Annotated in this window: 16 protein-coding genes; 6 read left to right on the top strand and 10 right to left on the bottom strand. The window is 51.3% G+C overall.

What is annotated here, in order from left to right; all coding sequences use genetic code 11:
* Positions 1–19 precede the first annotated feature (19 nt).
* The 3 genes from AB1611_19155 to AB1611_19145 form a co-directional block, all read right to left on the bottom strand.
* The gene (locus AB1611_19155) at positions 20–1,606 is read right to left on the bottom strand and encodes a 1,4-alpha-glucan branching protein domain-containing protein (protein MEW6381702.1); all 1,587 of its coding nucleotides are present in this window, start codon (positions 1,604–1,606) and stop codon (positions 20–22) included.
* Complete coding sequence (locus AB1611_19150; GenBank protein MEW6381701.1) at positions 1,607–2,815, bottom strand: DUF4912 domain-containing protein; 1,209 nt, start codon at positions 2,813–2,815, stop codon at positions 1,607–1,609.
* A gap of 131 nt (positions 2,816–2,946) precedes the next feature.
* A complete protein-coding gene (locus AB1611_19145) occupies positions 2,947–4,176 on the bottom strand; it encodes a hypothetical protein (GenBank protein ID MEW6381700.1) in 1,230 nt (409 codons plus the stop codon).
* A gap of 677 nt (positions 4,177–4,853) precedes the next feature.
* On the opposite strand from AB1611_19145, the gene AB1611_19140 reads away from it, so the two are divergent.
* The gene (locus AB1611_19140) at positions 4,854–5,480 is read left to right on the top strand and encodes a helix-hairpin-helix domain-containing protein (GenBank protein ID MEW6381699.1); all 627 of its coding nucleotides are present in this window, start codon (positions 4,854–4,856) and stop codon (positions 5,478–5,480) included.
* A 128-nt stretch (positions 5,481–5,608) separates the two neighbouring features.
* A complete protein-coding gene (locus tag AB1611_19135) occupies positions 5,609–8,023 on the top strand; it encodes a U32 family peptidase (protein MEW6381698.1) in 2,415 nt (804 codons plus the stop codon).
* A 366-nt stretch (positions 8,024–8,389) separates the two neighbouring features.
* Here AB1611_19135 and AB1611_19130 read toward each other — a convergent pair whose 3' ends face one another.
* The 5 genes from AB1611_19130 to AB1611_19110 form a co-directional block, all read right to left on the bottom strand.
* A complete protein-coding gene (locus tag AB1611_19130) occupies positions 8,390–8,650 on the bottom strand; it encodes a DUF2442 domain-containing protein (GenBank protein ID MEW6381697.1) in 261 nt (86 codons plus the stop codon).
* Positions 8,651–8,662: 12 nt separating this feature from the next.
* Positions 8,663–8,881 (bottom strand): DUF4160 domain-containing protein, encoded by a 219-nt coding sequence (locus AB1611_19125; GenBank protein ID MEW6381696.1) that lies wholly within the window; start codon positions 8,879–8,881, stop codon positions 8,663–8,665.
* Positions 8,882–8,886: 5 nt separating this feature from the next.
* Complete coding sequence (locus AB1611_19120; GenBank protein MEW6381695.1) at positions 8,887–9,240, bottom strand: endonuclease NucS domain-containing protein; 354 nt, start codon at positions 9,238–9,240, stop codon at positions 8,887–8,889.
* 331 nt (positions 9,241–9,571) lie between these two features.
* The gene (locus AB1611_19115) at positions 9,572–12,073 is read right to left on the bottom strand and encodes an FAD-dependent oxidoreductase (protein MEW6381694.1); all 2,502 of its coding nucleotides are present in this window, start codon (positions 12,071–12,073) and stop codon (positions 9,572–9,574) included.
* A 67-nt stretch (positions 12,074–12,140) separates the two neighbouring features.
* Complete coding sequence (locus tag AB1611_19110) at positions 12,141–13,178, bottom strand: ATP-binding protein (protein ID MEW6381693.1); 1,038 nt, start codon at positions 13,176–13,178, stop codon at positions 12,141–12,143.
* Positions 13,179–13,417: 239 nt separating this feature from the next.
* On the opposite strand from AB1611_19110, the gene AB1611_19105 reads away from it, so the two are divergent.
* Positions 13,418–14,470, top strand: coding sequence for a DUF4325 domain-containing protein (locus AB1611_19105; GenBank protein MEW6381692.1), 1,053 nt, complete (start codon positions 13,418–13,420; stop codon positions 14,468–14,470).
* Positions 14,471–14,542: 72 nt separating this feature from the next.
* Here the strand turns inward: AB1611_19105 and AB1611_19100 are convergent, their stop codons facing one another.
* Positions 14,543–16,462 carry a radical SAM protein gene (locus AB1611_19100; protein ID MEW6381691.1) on the bottom strand — a complete coding sequence of 640 codons (1,920 nt, stop codon included), beginning with the start codon at positions 16,460–16,462 and terminating at the stop codon, positions 14,543–14,545.
* Between the two features lie 487 nt (positions 16,463–16,949).
* Between AB1611_19100 and aroE the strand changes: the two genes are divergently transcribed.
* Both aroE and aroA read left to right on the top strand, forming a co-directional pair.
* Positions 16,950–18,410 carry a shikimate dehydrogenase gene (gene aroE, locus AB1611_19095; GenBank protein MEW6381690.1) on the top strand — a complete coding sequence of 487 codons (1,461 nt, stop codon included), beginning with the start codon at positions 16,950–16,952 and terminating at the stop codon, positions 18,408–18,410.
* A gap of 67 nt (positions 18,411–18,477) precedes the next feature.
* Positions 18,478–19,767 (top strand): 3-phosphoshikimate 1-carboxyvinyltransferase, encoded by a 1,290-nt coding sequence (gene aroA, locus AB1611_19090; GenBank protein MEW6381689.1) that lies wholly within the window; start codon positions 18,478–18,480, stop codon positions 19,765–19,767.
* A 99-nt stretch (positions 19,768–19,866) separates the two neighbouring features.
* On the opposite strand, the gene AB1611_19085 is transcribed toward aroA, so the two are convergent.
* The gene (locus AB1611_19085; protein MEW6381688.1) at positions 19,867–22,179 is read right to left on the bottom strand and encodes a hypothetical protein; all 2,313 of its coding nucleotides are present in this window, start codon (positions 22,177–22,179) and stop codon (positions 19,867–19,869) included.
* A gap of 256 nt (positions 22,180–22,435) precedes the next feature.
* On the opposite strand from AB1611_19085, the gene rnhB reads away from it, so the two are divergent.
* Positions 22,436–23,110 (top strand): ribonuclease HII, encoded by a 675-nt coding sequence (rnhB, locus tag AB1611_19080; protein ID MEW6381687.1) that lies wholly within the window; start codon positions 22,436–22,438, stop codon positions 23,108–23,110.
* Positions 23,111–23,284 lie beyond the last annotated feature (174 nt).

Genomic DNA, 23,284 nt, shown 5'->3' with positions numbered 1-23,284 from the left:
GAGGGAATCTGTCGGCGGGCTAATCAGTCTGATAGACCTCAAATCCGATGTCAGGGAAAAGGTTGTTCAATTTCTCGATCGATTCAAGCCACTCAAGGTCGATAGCCCCGGCTTCGACCTGGCGGCAGATTCGGTTAAACCGCTCAAGGTGGGCAATGGTGCGCTTTGTGGCATACTGGACGCTGGTTTTATTATGGATGATGAAGGCCCAGTCACTCCCCTGCGCCAGCAGAAGCTCACGGCTGGCCTGATTCAGGGCCCTTCGCACCACACCATTGCTGCCGGAAAACCGTGCGGTCAGATATTCCATATACTGGGCAGCCTTGAATAAGGGAGCATAAATCCACTTATTGGTGCTGTTCAGCCACATCTCGTGATATCCCTTCCATCCCCAGCTCGAAGCGGCGGGCTGGGAAACCTGATTGATGGGGAATTTTTCCAGATATTCCGACGGGGTAATCATCCTGAGTGAATCCTTGCCAGCCGCCATTTCCCGAATCAGGAAGTTGATCCAGTCAGGCCCCTCATACCACCAGTGGCCAAACAGCTCCGCATCGTACGGCGCAACAAAGAGAGGCGGGCGGTCCATCCCCTGACTCAGGGAAAGGCCGCAGCTTTCGTGGCTGCAAAAGCAATCCCGGGCATGCTCTCTGGCTTTGACCAGTGCCTTCTGCGGATCATAGAAATCCTTGTGATCCGTTGCCCCGGTAATCCGGTAATACTTGATGCCGGTATCCACCCTCAGATTCTGGTGAAGGTAAGGCCGGATATATTCATAGTCAAGGTCATGCCCGATATCACGGTAAAATTCCCGGTAGTCCGGATCTCCGGGATATCCCTCCTGAGCGCTCCACACCTGCCGGGCGGACTTTTGATCACGACCGAACGCAGCCACTCCTGACGGGCAATAAACTGGAGCGTAGACAAAATATTTGGGCCGGGGGTGAGCAAAGGAAAGTCCGTGGGTGTCCACAAAAAAGAAGCGCAGGCCAAAAGACCGCAGCACATCGTCCAGACCCGGATAATATCCACATTCAGACAGCCATATGCCGCGTGCGGGCTTTCCAAAGGAGCTTTGATAGCATTTCAGGGCTACGGCAATCTGAGCCCGTACCGAGGAGGGATTCATCTTTAACAGCGGCAGATAGCCATGGGTGGCCGGGCAGGTAATGATCTCCAGTTTTCCCAGGGTCTGAAACCGGGAGAAGGCCCGGATCAGGTTTTGCTGATACTTCTGCTGGAAAAGAACTTTATTGGCCGAGAACTTATCATAATACAGGGAAGACAGCGACAGGAGCTTGTGATGGAGCCTGTTTCTTTGGACCTCTTTTTCCGCCAGCTCAATCAGCCTGTCCAGATACCGGATGTATCGTTCCTGAAGCAGAGGATCGTTGAGCATGGCTATCAGGGTAGGGCTTAAGCTTACGGTAAGCCGAAAATCAACTTCTTCCTCAACCAGGTTATCAAGCACCTGAAGCAGGGGGAGATAGCTTTCGTTGATGGCCTCAAAAAACCACCGCTCCTCCAGACACTCGTCCTGTTCAGGATGCCTGACAAAAGGGAGGTGTGCATGAAGAACCAGACAAAAATAAGCCCGCGGCTCCATTTAATCTCCACTCACCCTGATCTTTTGCAGCCAGACGGGAATAAATTCATGGACTTCTCCGCCTTCCGGCAAACATGCCCGTAAGGTAATCCAATGCCTCCCCTGTTGGCTGAGATTCAGACGACAGGAGAAGCTGCCATCCGGCTGGACTTCAACGGCATCCTCGCCAATATATACCGCTGCCCCTGGCTGAGCACGGCCATAGATCAAAAGATCAAGGTCATACTGGAAAAATCCTTTCACCTGGCGAGGAGAAGAACTTTCTGAGGAGGTTTCTTCCGAACGGCGGTTGTTCAGGCTGGAGTAATTACCCATGCTGGCCGATGGGTAGCTGCTCAAATAACTGCTGAAGGGGCTGCTCAAGGGACTGCTTGCAGGACTGCTCAGGCTGGCACTGAAGTAACTGCTCAAGATACCGGATGCTCCAAATGATGCGCTGCTCAGACTGCTGAGGCTGAAAGGGCTGCTGCTGGCGACCTGCCCGGCCATGCCTGCCGGTTCTTCTGCGTCCCAAAGGGGGAGTAGGGCATTTTCCGGTGAAGATGCAGGTGAAGCCGGCCAGCAGGGTATATTCTCCCCTTGCAGCTCCATAACTTCCCTGGGCTGATCTTGAGGCAGGTTGCTGTAATATTCTTCAATCATCTTCCGGCTGATGGATTTCCGGGTTTGTGATGAGGGTGGCTGCTGGGGCAAGAGTTGTCGGGCCAGAAGCTGCTCATCGGGATTGACCATGCTTATGGTTTCATACTCGCCGAGAACTTTCATCCATTGTTCCTGGTGCTGCTGAGGTGGAGAGAGGATGTTTTTCGGAGTTTTGACGACATTTGACCGTTTGATGACATAAAAGTCATTCGATGAAAGAGATATTAACCCCAATTCGGCAAAATACGCCCTGTCGGATTGAGGAACCTCGATATACCAGTCATTCTTCCATCCTTCCACCGGGACATCAAAATATGAGCCGGGCTGCTGCTCATTCCCGTCACCTGCAAATATCCGGAGGGTGAGCCGGGTCTGCTGAAAAATGCCCTTAAGCTGCTCACCAATGGCGGTCAGATCCTCAGGCCATACCTCCCAGCAGGCATATATATGCGCTGGATCAACCTCCAGAAGGAGCAGAAGCGGAGACAGCCACTCCTGAGAGATAATCTCCCGTTCCTTTGCTGGAGATGGATTCTGGCCATTGCCCGTTGTATGGCTGGTGCTCATTTTGCTCTTACTTTCCGGATAAGTTCCTGGTTAGAACAAGAAGTCAGGAGTCAGGAGTCAGAAGTCAGGAGTCAGAAGTCAGAAGTCAGGACAAATGGATTTTCTCCTACCTTCAGGTTTACAATTCGAGCTTATAATACCTGCCGCTTTATTTCCTTCAGAAGAATGAGACCCGGCTTGATATTATCATAGAGCCTTGCCGCCCAGGGTCCATCTTCCGCGAAATAGCAATCGGTTTGAGATTTCAGCAGCCATTTCTCGGCTTTTTCCAAAAGACCTGATAAATATTCCTGGCAGAGGCTGCGATCTGCCTTTCGCAATAAGGCTGACTTTACTTCATGATAGAGCTGGCTCAACTGCCAGACATCTTCAATCGCCCTGGCACGGTCAGATGCGGCGTACCTGCCGATGGAGGCCGAATGACCGTCATCAGCCTGTGACCCTGCTGCAAAGCCACTTCCTTGCCGGACAGTCATCAGGTGCCGCACTTTCATGTCATGCAGGAACTCCCTGAGAAGTACACCTCTGACTGCCAAGCCGGCCTTGTATATCCGCTCCAGGTAGGGGGAAAAGCATCCTTCCCAGAATTCGCAGTCTTCAGGCTCGCCAGCCGTCCTTCGACCGGTCAGCTCGTCAATAAAAAGCCAGTCAACCACCAGCGGATTTCTCTGCCTCTGCCCGGACGGATTTTCACTATATGGATGAGCGGATGAAGGCTCTAGCGGGGAATCGCCGTTCTGGAGGTGATCAAATCCCTTACTGATAAGCACAGCGCCGATTTCAATTCCCTGGTAGGTCAGGTTTCCAATGGTGGAATAGTGCTCCCTGCCATGTCGGCCTTTAACCACCTCCCTGGATCCTGGTTTTATTATTGACCGGTCCAGAATAACATATTCATACCCGTATTTTTTGAGCACAGGGATCATCTGCGGACAAAATCCTCTGCCTGATGGCCAAAATCCTTTCGGTTCCTGTCCAAAAACCTCCCTGATAATCTCCCGGCCCTGCGCTATCTGTGAATTCCAATCCACAGACGGGATCAGGGGAAAGATAGGATGGGAATATCCAAGGCCGATGATCTCGACATTTTTCGATTCCCGATATTCATTCAGCATTAACGGAATATCAATAACCTTTCGGCAGGCATCGATAACCTCCCTGCTGAGAAGCTGCTCAAGAAGGATGCCGGAGAAACCGACATGAATTTTCAGGGAATCCCGGTAGCTGTCCAGATACTTTAATGGCATCTGATAGCTATTGATGATCTGCACAAGCCTTCCCATCTGGTTCTCAACAAGTAAACTGAAGATGTCAGGGGGTTGGTGCATAAGGAAGCCAAGAGTATGACATACCTTTGCCATTATTCTCTCTCCAGGTCCGTAACGTGGCATCCTGACTGCTGTAGTAAGCGATCAAGGACTCGATGACTTCTGCTGCACCCGGCAGCAAATGTAATTGATATTAAAATATTTAGAAATTATTGTCAATAAATAACCAAGGGTAGTTTTACATTCCGGATTGTGCAATTGATAGCATAAACAGGCAAAAGAATTTCATCTATTATTTTTTTGTTGACTTTATTCTTTCTTAGCAATAAACTTATGGGCTGCATATATTATCCGCTTTGGCTCATGATAGGTTATGGTTGTTATTGATTCTATAAAGGGGAGATAAATGGTACCTCCATGTATTATGGGCAGGATCATACTCTATCAGTCAGTCATGACATCAATTCATCATTCCCACCCGACATATGATGATGCTTACCGATAAGAACCAGCTTTTCTCTCACATAATAATAAGCAAACTGCCAAATTTTTCGGATATGGTAGTTGCTTATTTCAACAATTCCCCCGGCTAAAAACAGCCGGAGTCCCTCAAAAAATACCAGATAATCTTAAAGAAAGATTATGTTATCCTATCCGGAAAAATGTAAAATTTTAATTAAGAATCGTAAATATAAAAAATGTCAGTAAATACAGGAAAATACCAAGGCCGGTTTTTTCAGGATCACTTTGCAGGAAAAGGAGGAATATTCATGGCAAAGTCAAAAACTCTCGTATCCGTAGTCGGTTTTATTGCAATCTTGTTCTTTGTTTTATCTCTCACCGTTATAGCTCCTTCAACTACCCTGGCTAATCCGGAGGAGCAAGGGGCGGTAAAGGCTGAGGAGCAGGCGACACCTCCAGCGGAGCAGCCCACAGCACCACCTGAGCAGGCAGCTCCGCCAGCCGAGGAGCCTGCACCGCCGGCAGTCGAGCAACCTGCACCACCGGCAGCCGGGCAGCAGGAGTCTACAGAGGTTATCAATATCAATACCGCCGGAGAACAGGACCTCCTGAAGCTCAAGAGGATTGGACCTGATCTGGCCAAAAGGATTATTGCCTACCGGGAGAAAAAAGGCCCGTTCAAGAAAACCGAGGATATCCTCAAGGTAAAGGGACTTGGAGGAAAATTCTGGAAAGCAAACAAAGACCGGATGACGGTTGGAGAAGGTGTAACGGAAGAAAAAAAGGAAGAGCCGGCACCTCAACCAAGTGGACAACCAGAGTCTACTCCTCCGGAAGCAGTTACTCCCCCACCAAGCCAAGAGGCTGCTCCTGCGGCAGAGGGACAGACCGCTCCCCAGGGAGAACAAGCTGCTCCTCCCGCGGAGACAAAATAAGGGCGATGACCTGAGTAATAATTCCATTGAGATTGAGATTGAGATTAAAGAAAAAATCAATACCAGGAGAAAACCGGCCTGAGTTTTCTTACCCTTAATCCAGTCTCAATATCGATTAATCACGTGTGATGACTACCCAAAAAGCTGAAATTCTTGCTCCCGGCGGGAATGAAGAAGCGGTCCTGGCCGCCATTTCTGCCGGAGCAGACGCTGTCTATCTGGGACTGCCAAAGTTTAACGCCCGGATAAAGGCGGCCAATATTACCGAAAAGTCTTTACCTGCTCTGGTGCATCTGGCTCACTCTTGTGGAGTAAAAATCTATGTTACCGTCAATACCCTGATTACTCCCGGTGAGATCGATGAATTTCTGGCCCTGATCGGGGTTTGTCGAAAAGCCGGAGTGGATGCCCTGATTGTTCAGGACTACGGTGCATTGTACCTTCTCCAGAAACTCTATCCGGAAGCAGAAGTCCACGCCTCTACCCAGGCAACCAGCCATAACAGCAGGCAACTGGAATTCCTTAAAAAATTCGGGGTCCGGCAGGTCAACCTTTGCCGGGAGATGTCCCTGACCGAAACACAAGAGCTGACCGCAGTTGCCAGCCGGCTGGGAATCAAAACCGAGGTCTTTGTTCACGGAGCTTACTGCATCTCTTTTTCCGGTCAGTGCCTGATGAGCTCTTTTATCGGCGGCCAGTCCGCCAACCGTGGCCTGTGTGCCCAGCCCTGCCGCAAAGTCTATTACCTCCAGCCGGGAAAGAGCGGGGCCTGCCGCCTCAGTCTCAAGGACAACAGCGCCTTCAAAGAGGTCGCCTCCCTGCTGGAAGCTGGAGTCAGCTCTTTCAAGATCGAGGGACGGCTCAAGAACTTTTTCTATGTCTATCAGGTTGTCCGGGCCTTCCGGGAACAACTGGACAGAATCTCTGCCGGGCTCCCCCCCAATCCGGACGATCCCCGGCTGCATAAGGTTTTCAACCGCGGATTCAGCGCCGGTTATCTGGAAAACAGGATTTCCCGGCAGATGTTTGCCACTTCGCCCCTGGATCAGTCCCTGCCCCTGGCCGGAGAGGTAAAAAAATACCTGGCCGACCGGCACCTTCTTGAACTGACCAAAGACGCTGTTTTGCCGGAAGGAACCAGGATCAATATTTATACCCCCGATAACCGTTTTATCTGCACGGCCGTGGTCGGGGAGAAGCAGGCATCCGGAGTCTTCCGTATCTGCCTAGAGCACTTTGTGCGGGACAGGATCCTCCGGGGGTATCTGGTCTGCATCCTGAGAGACAGTGATGAGATGGCCCGCATCCAGGCAGAATTGAAGCACCTGAAGGACAGACGGCTTCCCGTGCAGGTCAGGGTTGAAGGAAAAGAAGGCCAGAGATTGAGGGCCAGCTTCAGCGACGGGCAGAAAACCGTTTGGGTCGAAAGCAGGCTGGTGTTGCACAAGGCCACGAAAAACCCGCTGACTCAGGAAACATTCTTCGTAACTTTCGGGAGGCTGGGGAATACGCCGTTTGACTTGAAGAAGGTAGACTGCTCGGGTTTGATCGGCAGCCTCTTTCTGCCGGTCAGTGAGCTGAATGCCATAAGGCGAAAGGCTGTCAGCCAACTGGAATCGGTAGAGGTTCAGGGCGGAGAGGTAAAACCTCCCCCGCTGCCTGCGGCACAGCCGGTGAAGAGCGGCCTGGCCATCCTGGTTTCAGACTCGGAAGAGGCGGTCTCTTTCTCAAGCCTGACTTCGGCGGTGCTCCTGGAAATCAACACCGCTGAGGAGTTTCACCAGGCGGCCCTCTTCATGGCCGGAAACCGTAACATACTTCCCTTCTTCCCGGCCATCCTTTTTGAAAAGGAGTATCGCACGATGGCCGAAAGCCTGGATGCAGCCATCTGTTCCAGAATCGTGGCCAACAACGGCGGTCTGGGTCTTTCTGCTGCCGAAAAAGGGATCGGCTGGATCGCCGGTCCTGCCCTTAACTGTGCTAACCCCTATGCTGCCAGGGCATTGCAGGAGAAGGGCGGAGCTGAAGGTGTATTCCTTTCTCCGGAATTGAACGCCAGACAGATCACCGAGGCCAGTGCAGGTATTGACATCGAGACCTGGATCACCGTCCTTGGGCCTCTTACCCTGATGACGAGCCGCCAGTGTCTGCTCCGGGACACGGCACACTGCCGCAAAAAGGCATGCGATGAGCGCTGCCTCACCTCATGCCGCCAGTATGCGGTCTGGTATGATGAGCGGAATATGCCCTTTTACGTTTATAAACGTCCGGGAGCATATACGCAGGTTTTCAACAATGCCGTTCTTTTCACTCCCGAAGCAGTGCGCCAGTTGAAGGGCCGGATATCCTGGTTTGTTCTGGATATGCGCAGCTTCCCGTTTTATCATCTGACAGGGAGGGAAAAAAGAATGATCCTGGATTATATGGCCGGAATCCTGGCCGGGGAGCAGGGACATAACCAGCAGGACAGGGAGGGGGATAGGCAGGCAATCAAGAGGATCTTACCTGCAACAACCACCGGGCATTTCAAGAGGGGAATTTGATCCCATAAGGAGTTACCCGGAGGGGTACTTAGTACACTGCGCATTAAATACGCGGCCAGTTAAAGCCGCCCATTCACTCCCTCGCTCCCCTTTGAGGGGGAGAGGGTTGGGGTGAGGGGGGCTGATAAGGCAACTATTCTTATCCCTCACCTGCCACACAGAGAGCCCCAGAGGGACTCCCTACCTCAAGGGCAATAGTGTTAACTGTAAGCTACTAACTACAAAGGCCCCTACCCCAGCCCCTTCAGGGGCGAGGGAGAAAAGATGTGCCCTCACGGGCGAGGAAGCTATAGGTACCCTCAAGAGGGCAAGGGAGAAAGGCGCTACTCTTCAATGGGTAAATCATTTGTTGGGAGTTCCCTTACTCTATGCTGCTTTGACCTCCTTTATCTCCTGGCCAATTTCGTATAAAAATTCAGGGGCAAAATCAGCACCATTCTCCCACTCTATCGTATTGGTTTCTTTATTTACCCTTACCTTCTTAAATACCTCAATATCTCTTAACGGCTCAAATACCTCGCCGTATAGCTCATCTTTCAAATCAACATCCTTGACTTTGCCATCGTTAAACTTGAGCCTTAATCTGTAATCCTCTAAGTAGGTTGCTTCTATGACATGCAAAAACATAGTTATCCCTTCTTAAGGTAATGGGTCTATTCTTTTAAGCGGTTTTCTTTCCTGAGCCAGGTTCCAATCCAGGTGTAATTCTTCGATATGCTGCTCATACCATTCAAAGATCATTTTCAGTGCACGCTGAGACATCTTCCCCTGTACAGTTCCTGTTTGGATTTCAACAGTGATTTCTTGATCCTGGTATCTCACATGGAAATGCGGTGGATTATGCTCATTGTAGTTCACGAATATTAGAAGACCATAGAATCTACAAATTTCGGGCATGCTATTGCCTTTGTACCTTCATTATTTTCAATGAACGATGCATACTCTAATAACTGAGCAATCGTTTCACGAGGAGTTTTCCCTCTCTTTAATTCTATAACTACAGTATTACCGGCCTTATCAAGACCTAGTAGGTCAATGAAAGAATTTAGGTTAGTAGTGACCTGACGGCCAATTATGAAAATTTTACCCTCTTCAAAGAAGTACTCAGGATTGTTCTCAAGCAAGGCTTCCAGATCAGTTTCTCGATTGGAATCTTTGAAATCATGCTCCTTATACGGGATCAACTTTCCATTTTTATCAATAGTGAATAGATTCATACTCTTACCTTCTGGTATAACTTGATAACTGGCGACTCTGAAGAGAATTCAATGACTTAAAAAGAATACTGCAAAATAGGTTTTTAAGCAAGAGGTATATTCAAGCTGACAATCTTTTTCGGTTTTTTTGTAATTAATTAACGTGCAGAGAAAAATGTGGTATCTTACCGTGGCACTCCTAGCAGCTACCCCACAATGTGGTTGTCACTGCAAATGCTAGCAAAATAACGATGGGGGCAGAAACCTGCCCCCTACGAGATATTGGCCATGTATTAACGTGCTGTAACTAAGTTTCTCTCTCCTCATTTTTAAAAGAAGGGTGGAGGAGCTTTCAAATGAACAAATTCATGTTTGCCCGGTCCGCTTCACTCAGGTATTGAGCGACTCCGCCGACCTCGACGCCATCGATGAGCTCTTCCTTTTTTATCCCCATGACATCCATCGACATCGAGCAGACAACGAACTTGATACCTGATTTCATCGCTGCTTCTATTAAACTGGCTAAAGAATCGACGTTTTTTTCTTTCATGACATACTTCATCATGCCTGTTCCCATGCCCAGCATATGCAGTTTGGAAAGTTTCAAGCGCTGTGCGCCTTTTGGCATCATCATGCCGAACATTCGGTCGAGCAGAGGCTTACGGGCCGGAGTAGCCCGCTCTTTTCGCAGAATGTTGAGCCCCCAGAAGGTGAAGAATAAGGTCACCTCATTCCCCATTGCCCGTGCTCCATTGGCAATAACAAAGGTTGCCAGAGCCCTGTCAAGATCGTTTGAAAAAACAACGATTGTCTTTCTGTTTCCGTTATGGTTATTCCCCGACTGGCGGTGTTCCTTCTCCGCTCTCTCAATCAGGGCATGATAATCACGACCTTCCCAGCGGGTATCGAGGATTTTGAGGCCCGCGGCCTGGCAGAAAGCCGGCAGGTCCTTGGTAAATCCAGGGTCTGAGGCTCTGACCGCTACCCGATCACCCGTCTTCATGGTTTCCAGCTTCCGGGATAGTCTCATAATCGGTCCGGGACATTGGAGTCCGGTCAGATCAAGCTCTTCAACCTGAGCTGATGTGCTTGCCGAGGTTTTCCCACCCGAATCCCCCGAAGTGCCGCAGCAAGCCGAGGATGAGCCATTGCCTGAACTGCTTTGGCAGCAATCGGGGACATCGTTCCCCTGGCCGCAGTCAGGAGCGGGTGAAATTCTGGCCGTGGAATGGCTGTAGGTCTTATATCCTCCCGACAGGTTGTACAGATGCTCAAAGCCGGACTGCTTCAGGATTCTATAGGCCACATAGGCTCTGATACCAACCTGACAGGTTATGACGATATGCCGGTCCTTTGGCAATTCATGCATCCGTGAGCGCAGCTCATCGACCGGAATATTGACTGACTGCGGGATACTGCCCAGCATATATTCCGGTTTGGTCCGGACATCCAGAAAGAGAGGATTTTCGATCGCTCTGGCCTGGTCATAGGTAACAACATTCACTAACCCTTTGAGAATATTGCTGCCGACAAACCCGGCCATATTTACCGGATCCTTGGCCGAACCAAAGGGAGGTGCATAGGATAACTCCAACTGCTCCAGGTCGTAAACCGTCATCCCGGCGCGGATAGCTGTGGCAAGGACATCGATTCGCTTATCAACTCCTTCAGCTCCGATTCCCTGAGCACCGAGAACCCTGCCGCCCGGTACTTCAAACAGGACCTTCAGGGTCATCTGCGAAGCGCCCGGATAATAGCCTGCATGGTTAAACGGGTGCAGATGTATCGCCTGATACTTGATGCCGCCTCTTTGGGCTGCTTTTTCATTCAGGCCCGTCGAAGCGGCCTGGAGATCGAAAACTTTGAGGATGGCCGTGCCCAGGGTCTTCTGATAGCGGGAGTTCAGGCCGCAAATGTTATCCGCAGCAATGCGGCCCTGCCTGTTGGCCGGTCCGGCCAGAGGAACGTGCACTTGTCTTCCCTCAACAAACTGGGTGGTTTCAACCGCATCACCTACGGCAAAAATGAAGGGATCACTGGTCCTCATCTGCTCATCAACCGCAATCCCGCCCGTTGTCCCAATCTGAAGCCCAGCATCCCTGGCCAGCTTATGGTCAGGCCGAACACCAAGAGCACCGATCACCACATCGGCATTGAGCTCGGCCCCGGATTTCAGGATAACTTTGCCTTTCGTATCTCCGACTATTCTCTGGATGCCATCCCCCAGGTGGAGACAGACTCCTTTCTCCGCGAGTTTGGCATGAATAATATTGGCCATTTCAGGATCAAAGGGGGCCATCACCTGATTCATCATTTCGACAAGATGCGTCCTGATTCCCATCTCGACCAGATTCTCGGCCATTTCAACGCCGATGAATCCGCCACCGATGACTACCGCCTCCCTTACCTTGTGCTCCCTGATATGGGCGATAATAGCATCCATATCCGCCATGTCCCGAAGGCGCATGAACATCCTGGCGTCAGCACCCTCAAGCGGTGGAACGAAAGGATACGCTCCCGGCGACAAGATCAGGTAATCGTAGGATTCATGGTATTCAGCACCCGTCTTTAAGTTCTTGACCCGGATCGACTTGCGGGCCGGTTCAATGGCCAGAACTTCGTTGTTGACCCTGACCTCGACCTGAAAGCGGGAAAAAAAGCTGGCAGGCGTTTGCAGCAGGAGCCGGCTGCGGTCTTTGATCTTGCCTGAAATGTGATAGGGAAGCCCGCAATTGGCAAAAGAAATGTAATCACCCCGCTCAAACATGATAATCTGGGCCTGTTCATTTAATCGTCGTAATCTGGCGGCAGCCGTAGCCCCCCCGGCAACACCGCCGACAATGCATACTTTCATTTTTTTATTTCCCGATATTAATGGTTAGATCGTAAGGTGTGTAAGAAATCCCCGTATATTCTTATCGTCATATTGCCCCGGTTTCGAGAAAAGTTTCAAACTGGGCCTTGACTTGCGGATCCCGTTCACACCTTTGCAGAACGTTTTTCTGTTCTTTTATCTGTCTGTCCGTAAGTTGAAAGACAGAAGAGTGCCCATATTTTTGGTGGATATACTGCTCGTATTGCTCCAATGAGGCTTTCATCTTCAGCCCGGTGAATTTGGCTATCAGCAGTTGAGGAGATGCCGGGCTGCTGCTTCCATCGGCCGGGTAATTGCCGCCGCAGCCATCGGTTTTAGCCGATTTTTCGTGCTCCTGGAAAAACTCGGCATCCTTGCGCATGGCATCATCTTCTTCATGGTGCCTGGCCTGCGATTCATAATTATCATCATTTTCTTCCAGCAGGGGACGGAAGGTTTCATAACTGGGGTTGTCGATCGTGGTACCCCGGTCAAAGTGTCCGGTCCGGTCCTTCTCGAAGACCGCCACCCGTCTGCCATCCTCCACTTCCAGACGAAAGCAGATGTCTGGGGCGTAGGGAGTGGACTTTTCAGCCTCCATTTTGACTCCGGCCTTCACGATTTCACCACCCCTGGCTTTATATTCATCCTTGAGCCTTCCGGTCATGACCACATGCATGGGCAGATTGACGAGCTTGGTCATCAGCAGCGAGTAAAACCGCTTGATCTGCATCCAATCCACATAACTGAAGCCCGATTTCTCTTCGCCTGCAATGGCCTTGTCAGGGTCCTGAACCTTATACTCAAGCCTTCCCTCCTGCAGGGCGGACCAGATAACCGTGATGGGATCGATGACCAGTGTCCTGAAGTCGTGGTTTCCCTGCTCCAGGAAGTTTACGGCATTCAGGACTTCGGCGTAGCTTTTGGTATCGAGCACATGAAACTGGAACCGGTCTGCGTAAAAATCCGTCCCACCCTCAAGATCAATAACCGCCGGATTGGGAAATCCAAGCGCAAAATATGTCTTACCTACTCCAGGACCACCATATAAGCTGATTTTCAAATGTTTTTTCTTGGATGAAGCTTTAATGAATGGGTTTTTCATTTCCTTCCCTTTTTTATTATAAAATATCCTTGCGCAGTTTTCTATGCTTGGTTAACTATTTGATTAGCAATACATTATAGCAAACAAGAGGTGGTGTTACAAGGAGAAAATACTTGTTGTTAAAGGCAAAAAGGGGCTGGCAGGTGGGGGTGATATTGACAATTCAGTGGGCTTTCGTTGATAATTAATAGGGAATTTATTGACGAAACATTAATAAATTGTTGACGTAAGGATGAAAAATGGAGAAAAGAAGCAGGAGCAGGGAAATATCCTCTTTCATAATAAAAAATGTGTTCGAGAATCCTCAGACCATTTCAAAGGTAACGGCTGAAAAATTCGGAATTAGCCGGCAAGCTGTCAGTCGGTACATAAAAAGATTGGTTGAAGATGGTGTATTGAAAGCTCGAGGAAGAGCACGGAATAAAGTATATGAATTAACAGATATTATTCATAAGATATACAATGTGCCAATACGGCCTGATGTGGAAGAAGACAGAGTCTGGCGGCAGCATGTAAAACACTTACTCACTCCAGTTCCAGCAAATGTCTTGGATATATGTCAATATGGTTTTACTGAGATATTTAACAATGCGATTGAGCACTCAGAAGGTCATACTGCTGAGGTAACTGTTAAGCTTACGGCTGCATTTGTAGAGATGTGGATATCCGATGATGGTATTGGCATTTTTAATAAAATCAAAAAGGTGTTAGGACTTGAAGACCATCATCACGCTATTTTGGAACTGGCTAAAGGTAAGTTGACAACAGATCCTGAGCACCATACCGGTGAAGGGATATTTTTTACCAGTCGCGTATTTGACTATTTCTCGATACTATCTGATCAACTCTACTTTTGCCATAAAAAGTCGGGTGATGACTGGTTGATTGAGGACAGCGAAGGCGAACCTTGTAAAGGGACCCTGATATGCATGCGAATATCAACATTCTCTTCCGACACCCTCCAGGAAATATTTGGCAGATATGCGAGTGAGGATACCGATTACGGCTTTACAAAAACCCGGATACCCGTCAGCTTACTTAAATATGGTGAAGAGAACCTTGTATCACGTTCTCAAGCCAGGAGACTATTAGCCAGATTTGATAGATTTAAAGAGGTATTCCTCGATTTTCAAGGTATAAAGACAATTGGGCAAGCATTTGCAGATGAAATATTCAGAGTTTTTAAAAAGCAAAACCCACAAATAAAGATCATTTGGGTTAATGCTGATGAAGAAGTAGAAAAAATGATTATGAAGGCACTGTCTGATAGTGCTACGAGTTCAAGAATCTGAGCTGAGATATCCATATTGAACGCTCTTTCTGCCTCAGTTCATGTCCTACTCCCTGCCAGGCTGCGGCTATATTCATGGTATTTTCCCTTTGCTGATATCCCAGACCGGGGAAAGAGACGGATTTTTGACACCCCGGATAGATGTTTGATCTATCAAATCAAGGAAAATCCTCCACACCCTCTCGGAATCAGCCTGTCGGACCATCCGATAAGTCCATCGGCAAGGCACTTTTTCCTGCCCGATCCCTGATCCCTGCTTCCGCTTGCTGGCCGGAGTCGCTTTTTGCTTCTCCACCTGAACCCGGTAGAAGGCAAAATGGCCGTCGGTAAGCCATTGGGCCAGGAGCCAGAGCCCAAGCTCCCGTGGTGAAAGCGGGCGAGGTGAGGTGATAGAAGAGGAGGAGCAGGCACCTGCACTCCTGCTGTCGGTTTCAGGAGCGTAAGGTTGAGTTTCCGGAAGGTCGGCTCCTGCCCGGTAGTCCAGGATATCCTGGCGAAATTCCTGCATCAGGCTTTTCAGGAAAGCGGATAGTTTTATTTCTCCCCCGGCAGTCTCTCCTTTTGCTTCTTCCTCCTCCCCCGCTCTCCCTGCTGCTTCATCGATCAGCGATTTGATAAAATTGAGCATCCTGACCAGGCGAAAGAGGGTGACAAGATCCAGTCGCCGGAATTGCCCGGTTTCAATCGCAAAGGCTGAAGAGCGCAGCAGCGTGAACCCTCCCTCCGGCAGCCAGCCGCTTTTCCGGCACTCGTCATAGAGCTCCATGCCGGGGGTGGCATAGAAGATACTGGGTGCGATCAGCACAGGCTGTGCGGCCAGAAAGCGGATGGATTCCACCATTTCCTCGAGGCTGGAGCCGGGAAGTCCCAGAATCAGGTAGCCGGTGATGAAAAAGTCACTCTCTGCCGCCTCACCGACAGTCCGTGCAAAGGAGGAGCTTAAGCCCGGTCTCTTCAGCCTCGTGAGGGTACTTGCCGAAGAGGAGACCAGGGGAAGGTTCAGATGGCGGCAGCCGAGCTTTTTCAGCCTGCTCAGGATTTCCCGGTCGAGAGTGTGAGGGAAGAGGCCGTTTTCAAAGAGCAGGCCAAAGGCAGGATCATGTCCGAATTCCGCCTCGATGGCATCGAGCACCTGAATGGTTCGCTCCCTTTGCCAGGTAAAGTGCTCATCTTCAAAATCGAAGACCCTGATCCGATAGCGGTCGTAGCACAGCCTCATTTCGGCCAGAATGCTCTCGATAGAGCGAAGGCGCACGGTATGGCCAAAAATCGTATGCCCGGAGCAGAACCGGCAACGGTAAGGGCAGCCCCGGCTTGAGAGCATCATGGTGTATCGCTCGCCCTGAAAGCGGTAGCGATCAGGATCAAGCAGGGAGCGGTCCGGAAAGGGCAGCTCATCAAGATCAGACACAAGACACCGCGGAGGAGATATCTTAACCGAGCCCTTTGACCGCCAGGCCAGCCCATCGATGGATTCAAAGCTTCTGCAGCCGCAGATGGCCTCTGCCAGGGCCGCAATCCGCGCCTCTCCCTCACCCAGGATGACATAGTCCACAGCGGGGTCTTCCATCAGGTGAGCGGCGGCGACTGTGGCATGGCATCCTCCCAGGAGGGTCAATTTTCCCAGTTCTCTGGCTGTCCGGGCAATAGCCAGCGATTCCTCCTCATAGGGCGTAAACAGCGTGCCGATGCCTACCAGGTCTGCGGCTGCAATTTTTTCACGAATCTGTTCATCCAAAAGGCCGAAATGATAGAAACGGCCAAAAAGCCGGAACGGACTTTTATCCTCCGCCGGGTAGTATTCTTCCAGATAGCTCATTGACCGAGGGATGGGCAGGGCTTTTTTCCGCTCTCCGCTGAAGGCATCGAGCACCTCACAGGGAAAGCCTGACTCCCTCAGGGCAGAGGCCAGGTGCAGAAGCCCCAGGGGATACATTCTGTGGCCGGTATGATAAAAGTCCCGGATCGGTGGCTGGATCAGGAGAACGTTCATAAATATCCATTTTATACCCATGATCTTGAGTCTGCAATCCGTATCCGGTGAATTGAATTGCCGAAAATGAAAGTAACTGTCATTTTGGGATAGATTTTCACCTTCTTTTATGTTATCCTTTTTTTTGATCTTCGGAAGCAACTATTTGAGCCTTTTTGCCAAAAACCTCATTCCGGGAAGTGTCAGAGGACAGGCAAGAGGATGTTGTTCCGATGTGGAGTGCGGATAACTCAAAACATCCGCGTGTAAGAAGAAGAGGGTTTTTCCTCAGTCAAATGACCTTGTGAGGGGAAAGGGAGGCTGATTCCCTTTATCATCGCTCACTGAAAGGCAGAAATTTTTCTCCCTTCGGCTGTTCTTAAGGATGATGAAAAGGGCCTCGCCTGTGAAAAAATGCGGACGACCTCACCGGAATGGCGTATTATGTCGCTCAGGAAACCCATGGCTCAAGCAGTTATTTCAGGAATACTTTATCAGGAGTCAGAGCATGATCTGTGTACCTATCACTGCCATAACCACAGGAGTAGCCCTGCAGGATATTCAGCAGGCGGAAGAAGTTGCTGACATTTTGGAATTGCGGGTTGATTATCTGGCTGATCCGGATCTGGCAAAAATTCTGACAGCCAGGAAAAAACCGCTCATCGTTACCTGCCGAAAAACGGATGAGGGCGGAAAATTCCCCGGCACCGAAGCAGAGCGGATACAGCTCCTTGAGGAGGCCGTTCGCCTGGGGGCGGATTATATCGATGTGGAGTGGAGCTGCGGTCCGGAGGTTTTGCAGCGCTTCAAGGAACTGACGAGGGGAACCAGGACCCGGATCATCAGCTCCTGGCATAACTTTCAGGAGACGCCACAGAATCTTGGCGGATTATACACCTCGATGCGATCAGCAGGGGCCGATATCGTTAAAATCGTCACCCAGGCCAATTCCATCAACGATAACCTGAAGATTTTCGACCTGATATTTCAGGCCCAGGAGGATGATCAGGAGATCATTGCCCTGTGCATGGGTCCTCATGGCGAAATCAGCCGGATACTTGCTCCGCTGCTGGGGGCCTTCCTGACCTTCGGCTCTCTGCGGCAGGGAAAAGAATCCGCCCCGGGGCAAATCGAAGCCCGGAGCCTCCGTGATGTCTTTCGGGTCCGCGACCTCAAGGATACCGATTTTCGTCTCTATGGCCTGGTAGGCAATCCCGTTAACCAGAGTCAGGGGATTTATCTTCATAACCGCGCCTTCCAGCATCTGCAGCAGGACAGCCTGTATGTCAATTTTCTGGTGGAAGACCTGGCTTCCTTTATGCGGGGCTTTAAAGGCTATATCTGCGGGCTCAGTATTACCATGCCTCACAAGCAGAAGATCATGGATTATCTGACCGAGGTTGACCCCATAGCCCGCCGGATCGGGGCCGTCAATACGGTGGTTAAAAGAAAGAACAAATTGATCGGCTATAATACCGATATTACCGGAGCTGTTCAGGCCATTGAGGCAGTCACTCCCCTTGCCGACAAGAAAGTGGTTCTCCTGGGGGCAGGCGGGGTGGCACGGGCCATTGCTCATGGGGTGGCAAAGCAGGGAGGCAGGCTCACCATCCTGAACCGGACACCCGGCAGGGCTCAAACTCTGGCCAGAGAGCTGTTTTGCCGGTCAGGAGGACTGGAAGAGATCCAAAACCTCGAAGCTGACATTCTCATTAACGGCACCTCAGTCGGCATGGCTCCCCAGACCGAAGAAATGCCGGTACCTGAATCTGTCCTGCGACCGGGACTGGTCGTCTTTGATACCGTTTATCATCCGGCTGAGACGCGCCTGCTCAAAGAAGCCAGAGCACGGGGTTGCCTTACTATCTCAGGCGTGGATATGTTCCTGAACCAGGCGGCAGCCCAATTCACCTTGTGGACCGGCCTTGAGGCACCAATCGAGGTTATGAGGTCAGTCCTGAAATTGTGAGAAGAGAGAGAAGATAGTGGTCAGTGGCCAGTGATTGGAATCAGAGTCTGAATTCCTGGAGATTACCATGAACCTGGTAGTACAAAAAACAGACCGTCTGGCCGGTGAGATTTCCATTCCCGGCTCAAAATCCCATACTATCCGGGGTGTGGTCATGGCTTCCCTGGCTGAGGGCGGATCCTGCCTGAGTGACCCGCTGGATTCGGCCGATACCCTGGCCGCCTTCAATGCAGCACAGGCACTGGGTGCCCGGATCGATGCATCCCGCTCCGGCGAGTGGATCATTACAGGATTCGGCCGATACCCTCAACCTCCGGCTGGCCCGATCGATATGCTCAACAGCGGCACATCCACTAACCTGTTTACCTCGATAGCGGCCCTGGGGGATTTTGAGGTCATTATCGACGGGGATTCTTCCATCCGCCGCCGTCCGGTGCAGCCTCTGCTGGATGCCCTGAGACAACTGGGGGCTGAGGCAGAGTCAATTAACGGGAATGGCTGTCCTCCGCTGCGGATCAGAGGCCCGATGCAGGGAGGTGAGGTCGAGGTGGAATGCCGCAGCTCCCAGTACGTCTCAAGCCTCCTGATATCCTGCCCGCTCATCCCTGCCGGGACCACCACGATCCGGGTCTATCACTTATGCGAGGTGCCCTATATCCAGATGACTCTCGACTGGATGCACAGCCTCGGCATCCAGTACGAGCAGGAAGGGTATGAATATTTTAAGATTCCCGGCGGACAGCACTACCACCCCTTTACCCGCAAAATTCCGGCTGACTGGTCATCGGCCACCTTCCCTTTAAGCGCGGCGGCCATGATCAGGGGCTCCGATTGCCTGCTTAAAGGGCTCGATATCAATGATTCCCAGGCTGACCGGAAGGTTCTGGAATATCTTCAGGAAATGGGGGCCCGGATTGAGATCATTGATCGGGGAATCCGGGTTATCGGACAGGGCCTGCACGGTGCGGAGCTTGACTTGAATAACACCCCCGATGCCCTTCCGGCCATAGCCGCAGCCGCCTGCGTGGCCGAAGGGGTGACCGTGATCAGGAACGTTGCCCACGCACGGATCAAGGAGACCGACCGCATCCGGGTCATGGCCGAAGAGCTTGGCCGGATGGGAGCTCAAGTACAGGAAACCCCCGATGGGCTGATCATCGAGCGCAGCAGGCTGCATGGTGCCAGGGTCGAGGGGCATCACGACCACCGCGTGGTTATGGCCCTTTCCCTGGCCGGGATGGTGGCCGAAGGTACGACACTGATCACGACAGCCGAGGCGGTTAACGTGACCTTTCCCGGCTACGTCGATCTCATGCAGGGCCTTTCAGCCGGGATGAATATAGAAGATAATACATAATTAAGATACTACGTAACCAATCCGTAGAACAGTCACCGGGCCTTCCCCGATCGGGGAAGGCCCGGTATTTTCAGAATATTGCCCCGCTTACCCGAAAACTTACCATACCTTCATTATTGATACACAATCCTGCCCCTCAAACTGATAACCGCCACTCTCCTTCCTGAGCCTGCCGGTCAGGGTGAGGAGAACTTCTTGGCCAACCATCTGCTTCAGCTTGAATGTATTCATAGCTTTCTGAAAATCGAAGACAAGCACCAGGTCCATATGTCCATCACCGGCAAGGGTCTGGCAGGTGCAGGGAGCCCCTTCCAAGGGTGTCGATGCATCCTGATACATGCTGCGGACAGGAGCAATCGTACCCTTAATTCCTTCCCTGCCGATTCTTACTGACCCGGGATCGATCCTGCGGACGTCGAAACCCGGCCTGCCTGAGATGGCTATCGTCACAGTCTTGCGGCTGCTGCCCACCGGAAGCCGGTTCGGACACACTCCCGGATCAATATCCACCGACACCGGGAAGTCTCCCCCAAGCCTGATCAGTTCCCATCCTCCCTCCGGCAGATCGTCATCGGGGTCGGTGAGCAGGTTCATGGGATTGGCCATACCCAGATAAAGGGCATCGTCCGCAAGCATGGTCCGGATGCCATAGCTGGTATAATTGCCAACCCCGGCCAGGGATTCGGGCACGGCAGGAGTCCTCGAAGATTCTATTCGGTAAAGATCAGCCCCGAAAAAATGGGTGGGAAGCTGAAGCAGAGTATCCGGGACAGAGCCGATGGTAAAATCCAGAAATTCGCTCATCTGCTCTCCAACGAAGTAGCTCCAGTCCATAGTGCCAATAAAAAGCCTGTTATTATAAACTGACATGGTCCAGGTATAGTTATTAAAGAAATTGCCAAACCCGGACAGGCCCCAGATTGGCGGCCCCATTTTGGTCGGTACAATCTCCCAGTGTCCGGCCTGGCTTGAGGGATCATCGCCCGGGGGCACATATTTGGGCAGATACGGCATGCCATAGACAAGCTGCATCCTGGGATTGTTATTGAAATTACGCCCGCGGAAAATGCTGATCGGACGGTAAGTCGCCAGAACAGCGGTCAGAATATCCTCCGGATTATCCGGCATCCCGTATATGGTAAAATGGGCAAGTGCCGAGGTGAAGGGGACATGCATGGTCCCCCAGTAAAGATAGCCGTCAAAGGAGGCCAGAGCCCCGCCTCCATAGGTGGCCGCCGTGACCCAGTCCGGCTCATAGTCATCCACCTGCCAGACTTTGGTCCAGCCGTCCGCATCCCGGGCGGTCAGACCGCCTTGGGGAATGGGCGGGCTCATATAGAGACCGGCTGTAGTTATCTCTTCTCCCGCCAGCATATTGCCTGGCCAGGTGGTCACAAAGAGGCGGCCTTCATGTTCGGCAAGCTCTGCGCCCTCGCCATCTCTCAGGTTTCCGACAACGGTAAACTGGAAGAGCCTGGCAAGATCGGGTAGATTCGATGGAAGATAGGCCAGCTCTCCCGTCCATCGCAGCACACTTCCTTTGGATTGGCCTGTGGCATTGCGCACGGCGGTGTAGAGGACATTATCCACCACCACCCACTTGCGGATATTGGTGTAGGCGGGCAGGTTTTTCGATCCCAGATACGTGCCAGAGTCTGAGAGGAATGCGCACAGGGTAATCCCTCCCAGAGCGTTTGGCCCCCCCATGAAGACTATATTGCCAAGGCTCCCTGCCGACCGAATCCCGTGCATGGCGCGGAAAGCCGGATCTTGAGGTGATTTCTCGGTCAGAGTCCTGGCCACGGTATTATAGGTATAGATGTGAGGCGGCCGCCAGTCACCGCCGGCAGGCGGAAGATAGGGATAATTTCGAGAATATTGGGAGCTGCCAAACTCGCAGACCCATGAGTCGGTTTCCCTGGGCTCCGGGTCGGGATTACCGCCATAGGTTCCCATAGCCAGGCAATGGACGTTCGGGGCGGTCCCAACCCAGATATTGCTTCCGGACTTGGCAAGCCCCCAGACATAGGCCTGGTTCACTTTAGGCTTTCCTTGGGAACAGGGCGGGCCGGGAGGATAGGGATTGCCGATGCCGTTATAGCATTCATCCGGTGTGGCCTTGGCCAGTAACTCCCTGCTCAGGGTGGCAAACAATTCATCCCCTGGCAATTCACCCGGTGGAGTGCCGGGGATGCCGGGTATGGCCGGTATTTTCTCCCCCTTCTTGGGTGAATCTGCTGGTGATGATCCACCATAGGCATTCAGCCAGAATTGCTCGATGGTCTGCTTGGGATCAGCTTTGCTCGGCGGGGAGGAGTTTTCCTTGCCGGTACCGCTATGAGCGGCCCCGGCGGTAAAACCAAGGATCATAAGAATAGCCACAAATTTGATCTTTCTGCTGAGCTGATTCATGCTTTCTCCTTTTCTCACTGTAAAGGTTTAATTATGAATCTTTTTCTCCTGGACATTGGTGCAGCCTTGATGGAAAATGGTTAATACCTGGGTGCCTGATGGGTAACTCTGATATGCTTAAACTGGCTCTCGTGCCCGTTTTGAAAAAGGGGGGATGAATGATTTCAGTAATAACAAAATTATATCTCATATTTATATACAATACCAGCATAATTGTCAAATATTTTCTATCAATTTTTAGCATATAGTAAAGTTCATGGAGGATGACATGCAGCTCATTGCCGGTATTGATGAAGCCGGGCGGGGATGCCTGATCGGGCCTATGGTCCTGTGCGGGGTGGCGATCGAACAGGAGAGGGAGAAGGAGCTTTGGGCGATCGGAGTGAAAGACTCCAAACAGCTCACTCCCGCAAAAAGGGAGCGCATCTGTGAGCTGATCGGCCAGACAGCCCGGTCGGTGCAGATGGTCATGGTTATGCCCCAGGAGATTGACCGGGAAAACCTGAATGTGCTGAGCAAGAAAAAGTCAGCGGAGCTGATCATTCGGCTGAATCCGGATTGCATCTATCTGGATGTTCCGGCCAGGGGGATGGGAATCCCGAAATACTGTCAGGACATCCGCTGCCTGGTTGCCAGGGAGGGCTTGCACATTTGCGGAGAAAACAAGGCCGATCAAAACTATGCAGTCGTTGCTGCCGCATCTATTGTGGCCAAGGTGATGCGGGACCGTGAAATCAAAAAATTGCAGGAATTCTATGGAGATTTTGGTTCCGGCTATCCTTCAGACCCAAAAACCAGACATTTTGCCCGGCAGTGTCTTGCCGCAGGAAAGCCGCTTCCCCCTCTTATCCGCACCAAATGGGCTACCATTGCCCGCTTCCGGAAACCTCTGCAGCAGCGGCTCTTCGATGAAAGCGGGAAGGAGCAATGAATCGGAGGGCTTGCCTTTTTTCGGCGCAGTCTTGGGGTGACGGTTTTTTTTCAATAACCCGCTATAACACTGTATAGTATTTCTCCCGCAGAGACGCAGAGACGCAGAGGATATTATTCTTTCAAGCCATTGACACACCGGGTAATACCAGCTTTCATCAGGGCTTCACCGAAG

This window comes from bacterium (assembly GCA_040755755.1).
In the GTDB taxonomy this organism is placed as follows: Bacteria; SZUA-182; SZUA-182; order DTGQ01; family DTGQ01; genus DTGQ01.
This window is presented reverse-complemented; position numbering and strand designations above follow the sequence as displayed.